16 protein-coding genes and 1 riboswitch are annotated in these 17,293 nt (G+C 50.6%); of the genes, 6 read left to right on the top strand and 10 right to left on the bottom strand.

What is annotated here, in order from left to right:
- Positions 1-135 precede the first annotated feature (135 nt).
- Positions 136-597, bottom strand: a complete 462-nt coding sequence (locus ACJY2G_RS02275) for an N-acetyltransferase family protein (RefSeq protein WP_430320334.1) — start codon at positions 595-597, stop codon at positions 136-138.
- Positions 598-723: 126 nt separating this feature from the next.
- Positions 724-822: riboswitch (TPP riboswitch) on the top strand.
- Between the two features lie 34 nt (positions 823-856).
- Between ACJY2G_RS02275 and thiM the strand changes: the two genes are divergently transcribed.
- Both thiM and thiD read left to right on the top strand, forming a co-directional pair.
- Positions 857-1,666, top strand: a complete 810-nt coding sequence (gene thiM / locus ACJY2G_RS02270) for a hydroxyethylthiazole kinase (protein ID WP_430320335.1) — start codon at positions 857-859, stop codon at positions 1,664-1,666.
- The gene (gene thiD, locus ACJY2G_RS02265; RefSeq protein WP_430320336.1) at positions 1,663-2,463 is read left to right on the top strand and encodes a bifunctional hydroxymethylpyrimidine kinase/phosphomethylpyrimidine kinase; all 801 of its coding nucleotides are present in this window, start codon (positions 1,663-1,665) and stop codon (positions 2,461-2,463) included. The genes thiM and thiD overlap by 4 nt, the downstream gene beginning before the upstream one ends.
- 7 nt (positions 2,464-2,470) lie before the next feature.
- On the opposite strand, the gene ACJY2G_RS02260 is transcribed toward thiD, so the two are convergent.
- The gene (locus tag ACJY2G_RS02260) at positions 2,471-3,319 is read right to left on the bottom strand and encodes a hypothetical protein (RefSeq protein WP_430320337.1); all 849 of its coding nucleotides are present in this window, start codon (positions 3,317-3,319) and stop codon (positions 2,471-2,473) included.
- Positions 3,320-3,560: 241 nt separating this feature from the next.
- Between ACJY2G_RS02260 and ACJY2G_RS02255 the strand changes: the two genes are divergently transcribed.
- Together ACJY2G_RS02255 and ACJY2G_RS02250 are read left to right on the top strand one after the other, a co-directional pair.
- A complete protein-coding gene (locus tag ACJY2G_RS02255) occupies positions 3,561-4,172 on the top strand; it encodes a hypothetical protein (protein WP_430320338.1) in 612 nt (203 codons plus the stop codon).
- Between the two features lie 69 nt (positions 4,173-4,241).
- Positions 4,242-4,427, top strand: a complete 186-nt coding sequence (locus ACJY2G_RS02250) for a hypothetical protein (protein ID WP_113875996.1) — start codon at positions 4,242-4,244, stop codon at positions 4,425-4,427.
- 56 nt (positions 4,428-4,483) lie between these two features.
- Here the strand turns inward: ACJY2G_RS02250 and ACJY2G_RS02245 are convergent, their stop codons facing one another.
- Both ACJY2G_RS02245 and ACJY2G_RS02240 read right to left on the bottom strand, forming a co-directional pair.
- Positions 4,484-5,170: a GntR family transcriptional regulator gene (locus ACJY2G_RS02245; RefSeq protein WP_120161569.1), complete on the bottom strand. Its 687-nt coding sequence runs from the start codon at positions 5,168-5,170 to the stop codon at positions 4,484-4,486.
- 81 nt (positions 5,171-5,251) lie between these two features.
- Complete coding sequence (locus ACJY2G_RS02240) at positions 5,252-6,088, bottom strand: AraC family transcriptional regulator (RefSeq protein WP_430320339.1); 837 nt, start codon at positions 6,086-6,088, stop codon at positions 5,252-5,254.
- A gap of 273 nt (positions 6,089-6,361) precedes the next feature.
- On the opposite strand from ACJY2G_RS02240, the gene ACJY2G_RS02235 reads away from it, so the two are divergent.
- Both ACJY2G_RS02235 and ACJY2G_RS02230 read left to right on the top strand, forming a co-directional pair.
- Entirely contained in the window at positions 6,362-7,771 is a 1,410-nt protein-coding gene (locus ACJY2G_RS02235) for an MFS transporter (RefSeq protein WP_430320340.1), read from the top strand.
- Between the two features lie 27 nt (positions 7,772-7,798).
- Positions 7,799-9,775: a glycoside hydrolase family 127 protein gene (locus tag ACJY2G_RS02230; protein ID WP_439291149.1), complete on the top strand. Its 1,977-nt coding sequence runs from the start codon at positions 7,799-7,801 to the stop codon at positions 9,773-9,775.
- A gap of 90 nt (positions 9,776-9,865) precedes the next feature.
- Here ACJY2G_RS02230 and ACJY2G_RS02225 read toward each other — a convergent pair whose 3' ends face one another.
- The 6 genes from ACJY2G_RS02225 to ACJY2G_RS02200 form a co-directional block, all read right to left on the bottom strand.
- Positions 9,866-11,155, bottom strand: coding sequence for an MFS transporter (locus ACJY2G_RS02225; protein WP_430320342.1), 1,290 nt, complete (start codon positions 11,153-11,155; stop codon positions 9,866-9,868).
- 122 nt (positions 11,156-11,277) lie between these two features.
- On the bottom strand, positions 11,278-12,291 hold the full coding sequence (locus ACJY2G_RS02220; RefSeq protein WP_430320343.1) for a Zn-dependent oxidoreductase: 1,014 nt from the start codon (positions 12,289-12,291) through the stop codon (positions 11,278-11,280).
- A 10-nt stretch (positions 12,292-12,301) separates the two neighbouring features.
- Positions 12,302-13,516 carry a D-mannonate dehydratase ManD gene (gene manD, locus ACJY2G_RS02215; protein ID WP_430320344.1) on the bottom strand — a complete coding sequence of 405 codons (1,215 nt, stop codon included), beginning with the start codon at positions 13,514-13,516 and terminating at the stop codon, positions 12,302-12,304.
- A 290-nt stretch (positions 13,517-13,806) separates the two neighbouring features.
- Positions 13,807-14,334: a hypothetical protein gene (locus ACJY2G_RS02210; protein WP_120161577.1), complete on the bottom strand. Its 528-nt coding sequence runs from the start codon at positions 14,332-14,334 to the stop codon at positions 13,807-13,809.
- Positions 14,335-14,535: 201 nt separating this feature from the next.
- Positions 14,536-15,549: a 3-dehydro-L-gulonate 2-dehydrogenase gene (gene yiaK, locus ACJY2G_RS02205; protein WP_430320345.1), complete on the bottom strand. Its 1,014-nt coding sequence runs from the start codon at positions 15,547-15,549 to the stop codon at positions 14,536-14,538.
- Positions 15,536-17,098, bottom strand: a complete 1,563-nt coding sequence (locus tag ACJY2G_RS02200) for an MFS transporter (RefSeq protein WP_439291147.1) — start codon at positions 17,096-17,098, stop codon at positions 15,536-15,538. Before ACJY2G_RS02200 ends, yiaK begins: the two co-directional genes overlap by 14 nt.
- Positions 17,099-17,293: the final 195 nt, after the last annotated feature.

Genomic DNA, 17,293 nt, shown 5'->3' with positions numbered 1-17,293 from the left:
ACCCTCGAAATATTTTAAGGAAGACCAAGTATGTATAGCACTGCTGCGGAATTTAACCTCTTAACTAAAAAGAAAAATTGATATCCGTCAGGATCGCGAAAAAACGGTTATGTGAGGTAATCATTTCTTCTTTAATTATTTTTTTGATGAATGAAATAGATAGTATTCGCCCTTTGGACTTTCCCCTGTAGCCATGATGTTCCAGCCTTTTGACAGGTAAAAATCGACTGATTTTTTACTCTTTACTAAACATTTCAGAGAGCCCTGACGGGTAAACGTCTCTTGCGCCGCGCGAAGCAACGCCGAACCTGCGCCGGTTCCCTGATATTTGGGATCGACAAACAGGTTATGCAGGAAATCCTCCTGAGTGAAAATCGAGGCGAAGCCCAGCAAATGTCCGTCACGTTCGGCGACCAGTATCTTTTCGCCGATAACAGCACGATCAAAATCTTCCAGCTGAAAATCATCCTCCAGCCATGTCCAGGTGTGCTTTCGTGAGGCCAGATACAACGTGCGTAAAAACGGGCGGTCTGCTTCTTCATAAGGCCGGATTTTGAGGGGTGATGGCAAAGAAAGCTCCTGAGAATTTTTTATCATCAAAGTCTGTGGTTTAGGTTTGTTTTCCGATACTGCCAGTGAAGTGCGGCGAGTTCAATTACGTTGACTTAACGATTTTATATCGCATTTCCTGATTGATATTCTGACCCTCGCCACCAATAATGCTTCCTTGACTCGGGGTGCCCGCTGTAAAGCAGGGCTGAGATTTTACCCGTATTACCTGATCTGGATTATGCCAGCGTAGGGAAGTCAGGTATCTCTCCTGATACCGCCTTCTTTAGCGCCGGTAGGGAGACTTATGAATACCCGACCTACCTTGTTGCCCGGCTCTTTAGCCGCCACTTCTCTGAAACAACTCCGCCTTTCTGCGCCGCTGGTCCACTGCCTGACCAACGATGTCGTACAATCTTTTACTGCCAATGTTCTGCTAGCGCTGGGGGCGTCCCCTGCGATGGTGGTTGATCCCGCCGAAGCCGCGCAGTTCAGTGCCATTGCTGATGCTTTGCTGGTGAATGTCGGCACGCTGACCCGTCTTCATGCCGATGCGATGCTGGCAGCTGTTCACGCGGCTCATCAGGCCGGAAAGCCCTGGGTACTGGATCCGGTCGCTGTCGGTGGCCTGAGCTGGCGCACCGAATTTTGCCTTGAACTCATCACGCTTAAACCTGCTGCCATTCGTGGTAATGCGTCCGAAATTCTTGCGCTCAGCGGACTCAGCGCGTCCGGCCGTGGCGTTGACAGTGGTGATGACTCCCTGTCAGCTTTACCTGCCGCACAACAGCTGGCGCGTAACACCGGCGCGATTGTCGCTGTCACCGGTGAAACGGATTATGTCACTGACGGCGAACGCAGCCGGTCCGTAGCAGGCGGGCATCCGATGATGACCCGCATTGTTGGCACCGGATGCGCCCTGTCAGCCGTGGTGGCGGCCTTTGTGGCTTTACCGGGCGACCGGCTGGATAACGTTGCCGCTGCCTGTCGCGTGATGTCATGTGCCGGTGAACGTGCTTGTGCAGCCGTAAACGGACCGGGCAGTTTCACGCCTCAGTTCCTCGATAATCTTTATTTGATAGATGAGCAGTGGCTGAACGGGGAGGGGATGCAATGAAACGGATTAATGCACTGACGATTGCCGGCACAGATCCGAGCGGTGGAGCGGGGATCCAGGCAGATTTGAAAGCCTTCTCGGCGCTGGGTGCGTACGGTACCAGCGTGATCACCGCGCTGGTGGCGCAGAATACCCGCGGCGTGCAGTCAGTTTATAACATCGAGCCGGAGTTTGTTTCGGCGCAGCTGGATTCCGTACTGAGCGACGTGCGTATCGACAGTGCGAAAATCGGCATGCTGGCAAACAGTCAGATAGTGGACGTGGTTGCGGAGCGGCTCAGACATTATCAGCCGCCCTTTGTGGTACTGGATACCGTTATGCTGGCGAAAAGTGGCGATCCGCTGCTACTGCCGGAAGCCGTGGATGCCGTGCGCCGTTTGCTGATCCCGCAGGTATCCATTATTACGCCAAATCTGCCGGAAGCCGCCGCGTTGCTGGAGTGTGCGACAGCGACTAATGAAACCGAAATGCGGGAGCAGGGAGAAGCACTACTGGCGATGGGATGTGGCGCGGTGCTGATGAAAGGCGGTCATCTGAGTGATGAGGAAAGTCCTGACTGGCTGTTTATGGCCGGTTCACGCGAGCGGTTTACCGCGCCGCGTGTGGACACCCGTCACACGCATGGCACGGGATGTACGTTATCTGCGGCGCTTGCAGCATTGCGAACGCGTCATAACAACTGGGCCGATACCGTACGCGAAGCCAAAGAATATTTGCAGCAGGCCCTGATGCAGGCCGATTCCCTGGAGGTTGGTCACGGCATCGGCCCGGTCCATCATTTCTACCGCTGGTGGTGACAGCCGATTAAGCGCGGCGCTGGGTTTCACTCAGCGCCTGTTCAGCCTGATGAAATTTAATCAGAGCCTGTTGCAGATGCACGGCGTCAAATGGGTTCAGCGGATAGAATTTCTCCTCTTTACGCGGACGCAGCATGATGCGGATTTTGTTCGCTGAAACCCTTTCAAACAGATAGCTGGCGATATCCTCGTTTTCTTCGTCCTTCCATGACAGCAGCAATGCGGCGTGCTCACCGGTGCGGCGGCCAATAAATTGTTCGTGCGACCACAAGCCTTCAAATTCGCCATCTTTTTGTAGTTTTTTACCGCTGAACCACGATGATTCTGCCAGAGTCCACAAAGCCTGTGGCGAGATTTCCTGATGTAACTGACGCCACAGCGGGCGGTTGTTGTCCATCTGCCAGCAGGCCATGCCGAGATAATCATTCAGCTCGCGCCAGTCGCTTTCCAGCCTTTCCCGTAATTCAGGATCCTGCACATGGATAAATTGTTGCAGGCCAGTCGCCTGTTCGCCCAGTTTGTTATAGGCAATGACGGTCATTGTGCGGGGCTTGCGGCGGAAGGTCACCCACAACAATAATTTAGGGATGCGGAAGGTAATCGCCTGGACGGTGAGTTTGTAACGGTTGCCACGGGATAGCACCAGGCCATTCGACGTACCGCGCTTGTCCTGATAATTTCTGACGACCACAACGCTGTTCTGGCCCATCCAGCCCATCACATAATGTTCTTTTTCACTTTCAGCCACATCCAGATCTTGCACGATTTGCGTGATTTTTTCGTTATCGAGTTGAGAGAGGGAAAGTGACTGATCGGCGCTGTAATAGCTTTTATTCAGGGAGACGGCAGCTGGCATAAGAGTATCCACGGTGTTGGTGTGGTTTACAGCTTACACTAAGTTGTCATACAGATTTTAGGGCTAACCCGCAAAATTGGCACTCCGTCGTAAACTGTCTGTGTCACAGAGGCGGTTATTAATGAGGGCAAGGACGAAATTTTACGAGGCGTCTCGACAAAAATAACATGGACTATTGTTAATTGCAGAGTGCGGATTATTATTTCGGCATTATTTTGATGCGCGGGAATAAGCAGGATATATGACGTTACATGAAAAGGTAATTTGCGAAACATTATCGACGATGAATGCGGCTTTCGTTCAGTTAAATGTCCCGCTTATTATAAGGCGTATTCGCCGGAGTGATATTATCTGGCAGCAGCGTCGTGCGAGACGAAATTTACTGCAACCTGAGAAAAACCTGCTTAACTGGCAATGGTTATTTAAGCAGTATAGAAAAAATAAACCACGTGAATCTGGTTTAGAACAGACGGCATATGTGTTCTGTCTCAACAATTCTCAGCAGGAGCGGGCTGCGTTCTTGCTAAAGTCATGCCGGCCTGTGACCGGACCTCTGGAGTTAAACTCGCTGGAGAATTTCTATCGCAAGACAAAAGGGCATCCTCTCTTAGGAAAAATGCTACGTTACAGTTTAAGCATGATGGTTATCTATGCCGACAGTCTTAATGAAAATGAAATATTGAAAAAAGAGAGTGCTAAATTCATTATTAAGGATATTGTTAACAAAGCTGTTATGAGCTTTTATATCTATGAAGCGCCAATGACTCAGGTGGCTGGAAAGATGGAATGCGAGTCTACGTACTATTTGTTGAATGAATATGTGAAAGCTAATTTTGTTAATCGACATTGTTAGTAATTGATTTAATCATTTTTAATAATACTGGATATATAAACGATATAATTTACTTATCAGGAGTTGCACATGGAATTGGACATGGAAAAAATGCGTCATTTGACCCCACGACAGGTGAAGATGGTGGAGAAAATTGTCGGATTTCTGAGATATTGCGATGAGATACGTCCAGAGGGAGACGCAGACGATCTCGACGTCTTTGGTCCGCCGGAAGCTTACTATCATCCATCTAACAACTTCAGTAAATTACCCTGAAGTGACTTCATGTCTCCCCGCGTTGGTGTCGATTTCATAATGCGGGGATAAATCGGTTACTCGGCATCAAACCAGTCGCTGTTTTGCTCGGCAATCGGTGTGATGGTTGAAATCATTTCCTGCAGATGGATACGGATGGCTTTTTCAGCGGCATCCGGGTCACGGGCTTTGAGCCCTTCAAAGATGGCGTAGTGCTGCGCAATGAGACTTTCCGGAGGCGACACCCTACTCAGCGTTAAAAAGCGCACGCGATCCATCGTCGCTTTAATGTGTTCGACCGTTTCCCACGCCAGTTTGCAATCTATGATCTGCGCAATTGTGCGGTGGAATTCATCATCGAGAAGTAAAAATTCCTGCGTCTGCTGACTTTTTGCTGCCAGAGTTTGGCGTTCCAGATTGTGTTCGAGCAGCGCCAGATCTTTATCTGTCGCGACCATTGCCGCACGGCGCACTACGGCAGTTTCGACGGCTTCACGAATGAAACGGCCGTCCGCTACACGTTTAGATGAAATTTTCATCACATAGGTACCGCGCTGCGGCAAAACCTGAACCAGTCCGGCTTCGGCCAGTTTGATAAAGGCTTCGCGAACCGGCTGGCGGGACACATTGAAACGGGTCGATATTTCTTTTTCCGACAGAAATGCTCCCGGTGCGATGGCACAGGTGACAATGTCCTGACGCAAGGTGCGGTAAATCTGCTGATTAACCGGCACATTACTGAGAAATTCAAAGGAGTCTGTCATGGGCAAATGTTGTCTTTATAGTCGGGAAGCTATAATACTAACATGAGTTTTATCAGGATTTTGAGATTGTTAGCGCAAGAATTACTGTGAATTGATATGTTCACGACAATACAGTTTTTTGTAGGCGGCGGGTGTGATGCCCAGCAGTTTGCGAAATACCCGGCGGAAATAGGCCACATCATTAAAGCCGGTCAGACGAGCAACGTCCGCCACATTACCGGTATTGGCCAGTAAAAGCTTTTCAGCTGCCGTCACCCGTTGCTTATGCAGCGCATCGGTCAGCGTCATCTGGAACGTCAGACGGAAAACCCGCCCGAGATAATCTGCGTTGCAGTGCAGGCGTTCAGCCAGCTCCGTCGCACCCAGCGGCAAATGAAATTGTGTTGTGATCAGCTGTCGGGCTTTATACGCCAGCGCAACGCCGGGACCATCAGGCTCGACGTTTTCCGGCCAGGCGCGGCAAACTTCCTGTAAAAGTAATAGCAAGAACAACTCAAGGGAATTTCCGCCGCGTTCCTGTTCATATAAAAATAATCTGAATAGCGTCAGAATAGTCTCCCGGTCTTTGACTTTACAGTGTTGTGGAATATCCAGCTGTATAGAGGGATTATTTTGCTGTGATTGGATAATTGCCACGTCTTTCACGAAATCAAAATGCAACCAGTAAAATTTTAGGTCAGGATCGAATGTGGTTAGCCCTTTATGTTCACGTCCGGGGAATAATAATAAACTTTCGCCTTCATGCACGTCAAAACGTGTATTTTCCTCCTGCAATGACAAGGTGCCACGGACCACATAAATTAACTCATGCGAACTGAGTCTCCGGGTCGGATGTGTGCCAATTCCTCTTGAAATGAACAGGCCGCCATTTTGAACTTTCACGGGGTAATTTACTGGAAAAGCAAGGCATTCAGTCATTTAACAGGCTTCCGGCGGGATGTTTAAGCCTGACACTAGCACAGGGATGGGCGACTGCCAGTGACGTGGCGGGAGGTTTTGATCTGCTTCACAGATTGAAACTGCAAGTCGGAATTGTCCCGTTTAACTACTTTATCCTCCTCTTGTTGACGTGATGCCTCTGTGCCAGATTGACCGCGTACCTTATTTATTCTTCGGAATGATGTGAATAATCAGCCTTATTTATCCTGTTCCTGTTGCTTATTAATAACGATATAAAAGCGAGGAAAAAACATGTCAACGGATTACATTAATACCGGCGAATCTCCGGTAACGGGTGAGGGCGGAATAATTTCAGCCAACGCTAAGCTTTCTGTGAGTGAGAAAATAGGTTATGGGCTGGGAGATGCTGGCGGCACGATAATAACCTGTCTGATCACAAGTTTTCTGACATTTTTTTATACCGATGTTTTCGGCCTGACGCCTGCGATTGTCGGCACGCTGTTTATTTCCCTGCGTGTGATTGACGCGATTTCTGATCCACTGATGGGCATTCTGGCTGACCGCACGGAAAGCCGCTGGGGACGTTTCCGGCCGTGGCAATTGTGGATTGCGTTGCCGATTGGCGTCGTGGGTTTTCTGACGTTTACCGTGCCCGGTCTGAGTGGCGACGCCAAAATTGCCTACGCTTTTTTCACGTATTTTCTGCTGTCCGTGTCTTACACGGCGATCAATGTGCCGTACTGTGCCCTGATTAACACCATGACCACCGATCATCGTGAGGTCATTTCCTGCCAGTCATGGCGTTTTGTGCTCTGCGGTGTGGCGGGATTCATGGTGTCTGTCGGGTTGCCCTGGCTGGTACAGGTGCTGGGCAAGGGGAATGCTGCAGCCGGATATCAGCAGGGTGTCGGTCTGTTGTGCGCCGTTGCGGTGGTGATGTTTCTGTGGTGCTTTTTCACTGTGCGTGAGCGCCTGCCGCTGGCGCTGCTCGGGCAGTTCAGCGTTAAAGAACATATCCGTGGCATGTTGAAAAACGACCAGTTGCTGCTGGTATTGCTGATGTCTTTCCTGCTAATCAACGTGTTTAACCTGCGCGGTGGCGGCTACATGTATTTCATCACTTACGTGCTGAAAGGCGGCGCGGGCTATGCCTCGATGTTCTTCGGCATGGTGACGCTGGCGTCAATTCTCGGCGCGGTGATCGTCAATCAGCTGACCAAATTTATCGACAGCGTCCGGTTGTACATGATCACCAATCTGGTGCTGGCAGTATTTTCTCTGTTGCTGTGGTTTGTGCCCGTTGGTGAGCAGTATCAGACGCTGTGGCTGGGCATCATCTTTATTCATTGCGTGATCCTCGGTTTCACGCTGCCGCTGCACTTTTCCCTGATGGCCTTCGCCGATGATTACGGACACTGGAAAAACGGTATCCGCTCTTCCGGGATGAATTTTGCGTTCAACCTTTTCTTCATCAAATTAGCCTGGGCATCAAGCGCCGGGATCATCAGCCTGGTGTTCATTTATGTCTCTTATCAGGCAGGTGCGGAACACCAGACTGCGGCGTCGCTGAGCGGGATCACTCTGCTGGAAACCCTGTTGCCTGCGGCGATGCATCTTCTGCTGGCGATCACTCTGATGTTCTGCAAGCTCGATAACACATTGCTGACGCGGATGTCGCATGAACTGGCCGCGAAAATTTAATCGTTATTTTTCTATTCAGGAGGTTGTATGTCGTTTTCTCCGGTTGAGTCTTTAGAAGTGCCGCTCGATAAGGTCAATATTTCTGACGCGTTCTGGCTGGAATATCAGCGGCTGGTCAAAGACGTCGTCGTGCCATATCAGTGGAAGGCCCTTAATGATGAGGTCGCCGATGCAGAACCGAGTCATGCCATTGAGAACTTCCGCATCGCTGCCGGGCAAAGTGAGGGCGAGTTTTACGGGATGGTTTTCCAGGACAGCGATGTGGCGAAGTGGCTGGAAGCTGTCGGCTATTTACTGGCAAAAACGCCGGATCCTGCGCTGGAAGAAACGGCAGACCAGGTGATCGAACTGGTGGGCGCGGTGCAGCAACCGGACGGCTATCTGAACACGTATTTCACCGTGAAAGAGCCGCAACAGCGGTGGAGGAATCTCGCCGAATATCACGAGCTTTACTGTGCCGGACATCTGATCGAAGCCGGCGTGGCTTACACTCAGGCAACCGGAAAAACGCGCTTGCTGGAGATCGTCTGTAAACTTGCCGATCACATTGCGGATGTTTTCGGGCCGGGAGATAAAAAGCTGCACGGCTATCCCGGTCATCCGGAAATCGAACTGGCGCTGATGCGTTTATATGAAGCTACCGGTGAAACTCGTTATCTCGAACTGACCCGCTATTTTGTTGAGCAGCGCGGTACAGAGCCGCATTTTTACGATATTGAATATGAAAAACGCGGCAAAACATCGCACTGGAATACTTACGGTCCGGCGTGGATGGTCAAAGATAAAGCTTACAGTCAGGCCCATCAGCCGGTTGCGTTACAGAAGACGGCTATCGGACACGCAGTGCGCTTTGTGTATTTGTACGCCGGCGTCGCTCATCTGGCGCGGTTGAGTCAGGATCAGGAAAAGCGCGAGGTCTGCCAGCGGTTGTGGGAAAACATGACTCAGCGGCAAATGTATATCACCGGTTCAATCGGCTCACAAAGCAGCGGCGAAGCGTTTTCTTCCGATTACGATTTGCCGAATGACACGGCGTACACCGAAACCTGTGCGTCGATCGGGCTGATGATGTTTGCCAACCGTATGTTGCAGATGGATCCTGACAGCCGCTATGCCGATGTGATGGAACGCGCTCTCTACAATACCGTACTGGCCGGAATGGCGCTCGACGGCAAACATTTCTTCTACGTGAATCCGCTGGAAGTGCATCCGAAAAGTATTCCGTTCAATCATATCTATGATCACGTAAAACCAGTGCGTCAGCGCTGGTTCGGTTGTGCCTGCTGCCCGCCAAACATCGCACGACTGCTGGCTTCACTCGGCCATTACATTTATACCCAGCGCCCGGACGGCGTGGACATCAACCTGTATATCGGCAGTGACGTGCAGGCGATGGTCGGCGGTAAACCGTTACGGCTGAAGCAGTCCGGTGGTTATCCGTGGACAGAGCATGTTCAGATTGAAATAGACACCGATCAGCCGCTTGAAGCCACGCTGGCGCTGCGTTTACCCGACTGGTGCGCCAGTCCGCAGGTGACGCTTAATGGTAAACCGCTGACGCTTTTTGCGCTTACGCGCAGCGGATATTTACGTCTGACGCAGGACTGGCAGAAAGGCGATCGCATTGAAATGACATTACCGATGCCGGTAACGCGTGTGAAGGGGAACGCCCTGTTGCGGCACGTCGCAGGAAAAGTGGCGATCCAGCGCGGCCCGCTGGTGTATTGCCTTGAACAGGCCGACAACGGCAGTGAACTGCATAATTTACGCCTGCCGCAGGATGCACAATTTCGCCTGATCTCCGGCAGCGGACTGCTCGCCGGTAAAACGTTATTGCAGACGCAAGGTGAGCGCCGGTTATCAGTTCAGGCCGGTCAGCAGCCGTTATATAGCTTCAATCCTCCGGAAGAAGAAACGACGATGCAAAGCATGACATTTGTGCCTTATTTTAGCTGGGCGAACAGGGGAGAAGGGGAGATGCGTGTGTGGGTTGATGAGGCCTGATTTGAGTTGATTTGAGTAGAGTTAAATTGAAGAAAACCCGGCATGATAACCGGGTTTTTTCATGATGCTCAGAACATGATGTTTAGAAAATCAGTTGTGAGACAGGGTCGTGGCCGGAGTCTGTTTGGGGGGTTTTATCACGAAGAACACCAGAATTGCGCCCAGTGCGGCGACGCCCCCGGCCAGAATAAAGGCGCTGTCGAAGCGACCGGTGTTTTGTACGATGAAGCCGGTCACGACCGGACCGATGATGCCCGATACGCTGCCGACCAGATGGATAAATCCGCTGGTGCCGCCGACGCGGGATTTATGTACCACATCCTGAATAATCGCCCAGTAAATAGCGCCGGTGGTGTACAGGAAGAAAATAGATACCGACATCAGAATAACTGCCGGAACCACGCTGGTGACTACGCCAGCCAGTGCGACACAAATCGCTGCGGCTAACAGACTGACGACTAATATAATTTTACGTGACAGTAATAAACGGCCAGTGATATTAAAAATCTTATCTGAAATATATCCGCCCAGTGCCAGACCGACGAATCCGACAATCCATGGAATAACCGTTGTCAGGCTCATTTCTTTAATGTTAAGACCATGCGCCTGTACCAGATATGCCGGGAACCAGCTGAGAAAGAAGAATAAAATATAGTTGTAGCAGAAGAAGGCAAAAGCCGTCACCAGGATAATCGGCTGGCGTAAATAATAGCCCAGACCATGCGCGGCCTGTGCCAGATCTTCTTCTTCACTGATATTTTCATTCTTTATCTGATCAACTAAACGTAATTCTTCCGGTGAAATGCGTTTGCTTTTCAACGGATTGTCCGCAACGGTGAAGAACCAGACCGCCATCCAGACAATCCCGATGGCTGCGATCACCATAAAGGCAGGTCGCCAGCCGAAGGAAATCGCCAGATACCCGACAATAGGCCCGGCAACAGCGCCGCCGAGAGGTGAACCGGCGCTGAGCAGTCCCATCGCGGTGGCCGCCTGTTTCTTCGGGAACCAGCCGTTGATCATCTTATTTGCCGAGGCACAAATCGGCCCTTCGGCCATACCGAATAATACCCGCAGAATCAACATGGAATAAAAGCCGGTTGCGATAGCGGTCATGCCACAAAATACCGACCATAATCCGACGGCTAATCCCATCACCAGCGTCGGGCCAAATTTATCCACGGCCAGGCCGCCGATAAAGTTAAATATCGCGTAACCGAAGAAGAAACTGCCAAATATCATGCCGAATTGTTCGGGATTAATGGTCAGCTCTTTTTCTATCATCGGGACAGTAATCGACAGCGCTACGCGGTCGAGGTAATTGATCATGTAAACCAGGAACAGCAGGAATACGATGACCCAGCGTAAGTTCTTGAACATAGGTGCTCCACTTGTCGGTGTTGTTTTAATAGTGTTGCGTTTTTTTGTAGGTAGAATATGAGGTACTGCGGGCGGGAGGATATTTAAATATCCTCCCGTCATTTTTCAAAAAATGCCAAATATCAGAATGTCAGTAAAACCTTGCAGCAGGAACGCTGATCTTTCTCAAACAGCGTTAATGCAGCTTCAACTTCGCTGGCAGGCATCCAGTGCGTCACCAGCTTTTCGGGCGCGATTTTCCCTTGCTCCATCCATTCAATCACCTGCGGGAACCGGTGGCTGTTCAGGCGCGATGAAAACAGTGAAATCTCCTTGCTGGTAATACTTTGTTGGGTGACCGAACTTGGCTCACCGGAAAAACCCATCATGCCGATACGTGCGGCGGGCGAGGCCAGCAAAATCGCTTCCTGCAAAATGGCCGGGTGGCAGGCGGCATCGACAATAAGCGTCGGGCGTACACCTTCGGCAGCCAGTTCATCTGCCACGCTGCGCTCGCTGTTGTTGATGATCCAGTCCGCGCCACTGGCCTGCGCCATCTGCAACCGCTCGTCGATACGGTCGGCGACAATCACTTTCTGCACGCCGTACACGCCTTTCAGTACCTGGATCACCGTCAGTCCCATCGGGCCAGCGCCGTAGATCAGCGCAGTGTCCTGAGGTGTCGGTTTGAGAAATGCGGTGATATTGGCCGCGATAGTAAAGGGTTCAACCATGCTGGCGAGTTTGTCCGGGATAGCGGCCGGTACCACGTAGGCATTTTTCGCCGGCGCGCAGGCATAATCACTAAAACCGCCATCGCGGTGGACGCCGATCACCTGCAATTGGGCGCACACATTCGGGCGGCCAATCGAGCACGGATAGCAATGTCCGCAGCTGACGACCGGATCGACCACCACGCGTTCCCCGATGCGTGAAGCCTCTACGCCTTCGCCGACGCTGTCGATGTGGCCGAAAAATTCATGACCAATCACCCGCGGGTATTTCGCGAACGGATTATGACCGTGGTAGATATGCACATCGGATCCGCAGATACCGGCGTAACTGACCCGAACTCGTACTTCACCGGCGGCAGGTACCGGCAAAGCACGTTGCTCGATGACTAATTTTCCGGGTTCTTGTATAACGACACTGTTCATTTTTGTTCCCTCACCAGTTCCACAAAGTACCGTCTTCCAGACGGGCTACCGGCAGATAGGCCGGTTCATACGGATATTTCGCGGCCAGTTTTTCGTCGAACTCAATACCCAGCCCTGGTTTTTCGCCCGGATGCATATAGCCGTTGTCGAACGTCCAGTTATGAGGGAAGACTTCCAGCATCTGCTCGGAATATCCCATGTATTCCTGCACGCCAAAGTTCGGCACCCACAGGTCGAAGTGCAAGGCAGCGGCCATGCAAATGGGTGAGAGGTCAGAAGGCCCGTGTGAGCCGGTACGTACCTGATACAGCGAGGCAAAATCAGCAATACGACGCATACCGGTAATCCCCCCCGCATGAGTAATCGTGGTGCGGATATAGTCGATAAGTTGCTCTTCAATCAGCTGTTTGCAATCCCAGATGCTGTTGAACACTTCGCCGACCGCAATTGGCGTCACCGTGTGCTGGCGGATCAAACGGAAGCTTTCCTGATTCTCAGCCGGTGTCGGATCTTCCATCCAGAACAGGCGATATTCTTCGATGCTTTTGCCAAAGCGCGCGGCTTCAATTGGCGTCAGGCGGTGGTGCATGTCATGCAGAAGATGTTCATCAAAACCGAATTTATTGCGTACGGCCTCAAACAGTTTTGGTGTGAAATCGAGGTATTTTTCGGTTGACCACAATTGTTCCTCCGGCCAGTTACCTTTCGTTGCCGGTTCGTAAGCCAGGCCTTTGCCTTTCGCCATACCGTACGTTGTTTTCATGCCCGGCACGCCGCATTGCGCGCGAATGGCCTTGAACCCAAGCTCTTTATGTTTGGCGTAATCATCGAGTACTTCATCAATGGAATGGCCGGTGGTATGGCAGTAAACCATCACGCCGGTGCGCGATGCGCCACCCAGCAACTGATACAGCGGCATATTGGCGGCTTTAGCTTTGATGTCCCACAGCGCCATATCGACGGCAGAAATGGCCGACATGGTAACCGGCCCGCGCCGCCAGTAAGCGCCTTTGTAGAAGAATTGCCAGATGTCCTCGATCTGATGCGCATCGCGGCCGATCAGTTGCGGACAAACGTGATCTTTCAGATAGGAAGCGACCGGCAATTCGCGGCCATTCAGCGTGGCATCCCCGATACCGGTCAGCCCACTTTCAGTAGTAATTTTCAACGTAACAAAGTTGCGCCCCGGGCAAGTGACAAAGACTTCAGCATTCACGATTTTCATCGGTTAAGACCTTCTGCAGTAAAAGTAGGATGCATTTTCTATGGTTATAAATACGCCATATGCAAACTACCATACAAGTATGCAAAACGTTTTTTGCCGGAGAAGATCACACTTTACGAGGTGAAAAGTGAACGTATGCAGAGGGGCTGGGGGGCAGGGGAGCAGGAAACTTTAGCGGGTAATAAAAAGCCTCCATGTCAGGAGGCTGTGTGATTTATGCCGTTTTTTGGTATTTCTCGATGAGTTTGAAACAAATCTCAAGAGTCTTTAATTTATCGGCTCGGTTACGTTCAAAGTCCTTTTGTGTTTGGCGTTTTGTAATACTTTGTTTTAATAACATAATAGCCTCCTCCATCTGAATGCGTTGATAACACCAGTTCGCTTTTTGAGCGAAAAACAAGCCGATCATACGCTTTTTGGTGCGACGACGTATAGGCGTTAAAAAAAATAATCTCCGGCTTTACGTCGCAGATATAATTTCCGATAACGGCGCTTAAACCATCAAAAAACCTCAGATAGTTTGCCCGGCTAAGCAGTTTTTGCGGAAACAACTTATCGAACACTGATTTGCCATTGCGCTTATCTGCGGGTATGTCATCCCATGCCGTGTCGTAAAACGTCACGATATGTCCGTGTCTATCTTTTCCGGACTCACCGGTGATTTCCGCCATCCGCTGAAAAGTATCCGTTGAAGCGCAGGAAAAATGAAGAAACAAAACTCTGAAAACTTTGATCTCTTCGCAGGGAAGGGTGAACTGAATATCGTAAAAGCTTAAATCTGCCTGATGTGAAAAATTGATAACCTGATAATAATCCATGGAATATCAGCGCGTTTTGTAAGGTGGCGCTTTTATATCATGCGTTTTTACTCTCAATACTTATCGTTTTTGAATTCAGGAATATGCCTTCCAAAATAGTTTTGGTTTACATTGCAGGCAGTAGTTTTTATGAATCAACCTCGCATTTTTACGCCCGCATTTTGGCGGGCGTTTTTGATGCTCTTTGTCTTCTGAAGCAACTTATTCCGCCAGCCGCATCACTTCATCCCATACCGTTTCATCTGCCGGGATCCCCAGACGGCGGTTTTCCTCGCGGTTGGCGGCGGCTGTCTGGCCGGGATAACGGACATCGCGGCTGTTTTCAGCCGGTTCTGACTGATTCACGTAGTCCGCGACGCTGTCCGCCATGCGTTCAGTGAATTCAGCGCCACCTAACTGCGTCGGGTCGAATACCATGAAAATCTGGCTGGCGCCGGTGCAGCTCCCTTTGCCGATTTTGTCTATTTCATTGGTGGGCGAGCCCGCTGAAAGCAACGCGGCCATGGCGTCCAGCACAATTGCCAGCCCCGAGCCTTTCCAGTAACCGGTGGGTAAAATGCGCATGGAGGCTTCGATCGGGCCCGGATCATCCGTCAGATTTCCTTCTTTATCGTAGCCGCCGGGGAAGGGCAGTTTTTCGTTTTTCAGCCGCGTAACCTGCAATTTGCCGTAGGAATACTGTGACATTGCCATGTCCAGCACAATCGGACCTTTGGTTCTTGGTACCGCCATGACAAACGGGTTATTGCCGACGCGGGTGTTTTTTCCGCCCCAGGCGGGCATGCAGGATTCCGTATTGGTCCAGCACATCGCCGCCATGCCTTGTTGTGCCGCATGCCAGCCATAACTGCCGCCGCGCATCCAGTGACTGCTGTTTTTCAGCGCCACGATCCCCACGCCATACTCTTTCGCCATTTCGGTGGCTTTCTCCACGGCGAACAGGGCGTTGGTAATGCCGATACCGCGGTTGCCGTTGTAGATGGCGATGGCGCCGAGGGATTTTTCCAGTTCCGGTTTGGCGTGGATATCAATCCAGCCCTTATGAACATAATCGACAAAACGCGCTACCCGGTTGAGGCCATGTGATGCAATACCGTCACAACTGGATTCTGTATGGATCCGCGCACAGGTCCGTGCATCTCTCTCAGCAAGTCCCGCTTTTTGCAGGGCACGCTGGATGGTTTGTTGCATCAGGCTGAATTCAATTCTTTGCATGGTCGGCTCCGGTTGAAAGCTCTGTGGACGTCAGGGGAAGATTCTCTTCGGTCTGACTAAGAATATTGTTATCGCCCCATAATTTTTCATAGGGCCAGCCGGTGAGTTGCTCGGCGATTAAGCGCGTTTCCGGTGTGACGTCATATTTACTGCCACCGGCTTTAAGGCGTTCAATTTCATTTACAAGCAGGGCATGGTTATGGCGGGTGAGGCGGAATTTCATTGAGCTATATAATCCCACCAGCAGGAAGATGACCGATCCCGCGCCAAATACCAGTGTGATACCGTAAACGGCTTCGGCAGGTTGCGTGGCACTTTTCGGTGTGAATCCGTAATGCTGTAATAACAGGCCTACACCAAATAACGCCACCGCCTGAACAGCTTTACGCACGAAAGTCATAACGCCGGCAAAAATACCTTCGCGTCGTTTTCCTGTCAGCATTTCATCCACATCTGGGATAAAACTGTAAATATTCCAGCAAACATAACTGGTACCGGAACGACCCACGCCCATTAAAATAACGGAGAGATAAAGCAGCGCCATATTAAAGGGTAGTTGTAATAAATGGATGGCTAAAAATAAACCGACACTGGCCAGCATAAATAATTGTGCAATACGATATGACGCGCCATTGCCTAATTTCATACACAGGAAAATAAACAGGGCAACGCAGATGAACTGCACCAGGGTCATTAATGTCATCGCATTAGAAGCAGTAACGGTATTCTGGCCGAGAACAAAAATAATATAATACGCCAGCACAGCGCCAAGGACGTCGAGCGCCACATAGCCTCCCAGGTACATCCCGACATGCTGGCGGAAGGTGCGCACTCTCATGGTCGACACCAGCGATCTGAGCAGATGCTTCATATCGCGGCGGAAAGAGAGTTTTGGCGTGGCGACATCAACCGGGATAGGCCGTTCCCAGGTGTAGAAATAAAGCATCAGGATTACCACGGCAAACAACACGCCGAAAATTACCCCCATAATCAGGAAAGATGAGGAGGAGTCTTCACCGAGATAAGCAATAATGCGCCCCGGCAACCAGGCTGCTAATATTGCGGCGCCGGTTGAGAAAAACATCCTGACACCGGTCAGTTTAGTACGCATTTTAAAGCTGGAGGTCATTTCGGCTGCCAGCGTTTCATAAGGTACAATCGCCAGCGTGTAAGCGGCGTAGAATAAAATATAGGTAAACAGGTAGTACCAGAACCCCATTCCGCTGACCCACATAATAATGTAAGTCACCATAATTAATGGTGCGCCGAATAAGAAGAAGAAGCCACGCCGTCCGTATTTTTTGCCCAGAGGATTGCGGTAAAAATTATCCGTGACATAACCCATCAGTGGATCGAAAAAAGCATCCAGCAGGCGGGCGGTCGCAATAACAGCACCGGCCTCTGCCGGACTTAATCCGGCATAAGTGGTGTAGAAATACATTATCCACAGACCCAGTACTGCAAAACAGCCACCGCCGAAGAAATCCCCCCCGCCGTAGGCCAGCATATTTTTTACCGATATCGGTCTTTCTTTATGATGATTAATCATACTACCCCTGGTTTCCGTCACCGGATTAATAAGAGTCGTCAAAAGAAATGCGTCATTTGTGCCCGCAGAAATTCAGAAATGAATTATTCAGCGACATCGGCAGAGTAAAATTAGGCAATGCACATCTACCATACAAGTATGCGGATAAGCTTTTAGCGGAGAAGATCACAAAAATAACGGCAGATTTGCTCTGTA

Origin of the sequence: Rahnella sp. ATs2 (assembly GCF_051851855.1) — a bacterium.
GTDB lineage: Bacteria > Pseudomonadota > Gammaproteobacteria > Enterobacterales > Enterobacteriaceae > Rahnella > Rahnella variigena.
Note: the sequence above shows the minus strand (reverse complement) of the source record. Positions and strands in the feature narration are given on the sequence as shown.

Bases quoted from the DNA above. Each gene is read 5' to 3' on its own strand.
- ACJY2G_RS02235 (WP_430320340.1), top strand. From the start codon at position 6,362: ATGTCAACGGATTACATTAATACCGGCGAATCTCCGGTAACGGGTGAG.
- thiM (WP_430320335.1), top strand. From the start codon at position 857: ATGAATACCCGACCTACCTTGTTGCCCGGCTCTTTAGCCGCCACTTCT.
- ACJY2G_RS02240 (WP_430320339.1), bottom strand. From the start codon at position 6,088: ATGACTGAATGCCTTGCTTTTCCAGTAAATTACCCCGTGAAAGTTCAA.
- ACJY2G_RS02200 (WP_439291147.1), bottom strand. From the start codon at position 17,098: ATGATTAATCATCATAAAGAAAGACCGATATCGGTAAAAAATATGCTG.
- yiaK (WP_430320345.1), bottom strand. From the start codon at position 15,549: ATGCAAAGAATTGAATTCAGCCTGATGCAACAAACCATCCAGCGTGCC.
- ACJY2G_RS02260 (WP_430320337.1), bottom strand. From the start codon at position 3,319: ATGCCAGCTGCCGTCTCCCTGAATAAAAGCTATTACAGCGCCGATCAG.
- ACJY2G_RS02230 (WP_439291149.1), top strand. From the start codon at position 7,799: ATGTCGTTTTCTCCGGTTGAGTCTTTAGAAGTGCCGCTCGATAAGGTC.
- ACJY2G_RS02255 (WP_430320338.1), top strand. From the start codon at position 3,561: ATGACGTTACATGAAAAGGTAATTTGCGAAACATTATCGACGATGAAT.
- thiD (WP_430320336.1), top strand. From the start codon at position 1,663: ATGAAACGGATTAATGCACTGACGATTGCCGGCACAGATCCGAGCGGT.
- ACJY2G_RS02225 (WP_430320342.1), bottom strand. From the start codon at position 11,155: ATGTTCAAGAACTTACGCTGGGTCATCGTATTCCTGCTGTTCCTGGTT.
- ACJY2G_RS02220 (WP_430320343.1), bottom strand. From the start codon at position 12,291: ATGAACAGTGTCGTTATACAAGAACCCGGAAAATTAGTCATCGAGCAA.
- ACJY2G_RS02250 (WP_113875996.1), top strand. From the start codon at position 4,242: ATGGAATTGGACATGGAAAAAATGCGTCATTTGACCCCACGACAGGTG.
- manD (WP_430320344.1), bottom strand. From the start codon at position 13,516: ATGAAAATCGTGAATGCTGAAGTCTTTGTCACTTGCCCGGGGCGCAAC.
- ACJY2G_RS02275 (WP_430320334.1), bottom strand. From the start codon at position 597: ATGATAAAAAATTCTCAGGAGCTTTCTTTGCCATCACCCCTCAAAATC.
- ACJY2G_RS02245 (WP_120161569.1), bottom strand. From the start codon at position 5,170: ATGACAGACTCCTTTGAATTTCTCAGTAATGTGCCGGTTAATCAGCAG.
- ACJY2G_RS02210 (WP_120161577.1), bottom strand. From the start codon at position 14,334: ATGGATTATTATCAGGTTATCAATTTTTCACATCAGGCAGATTTAAGC.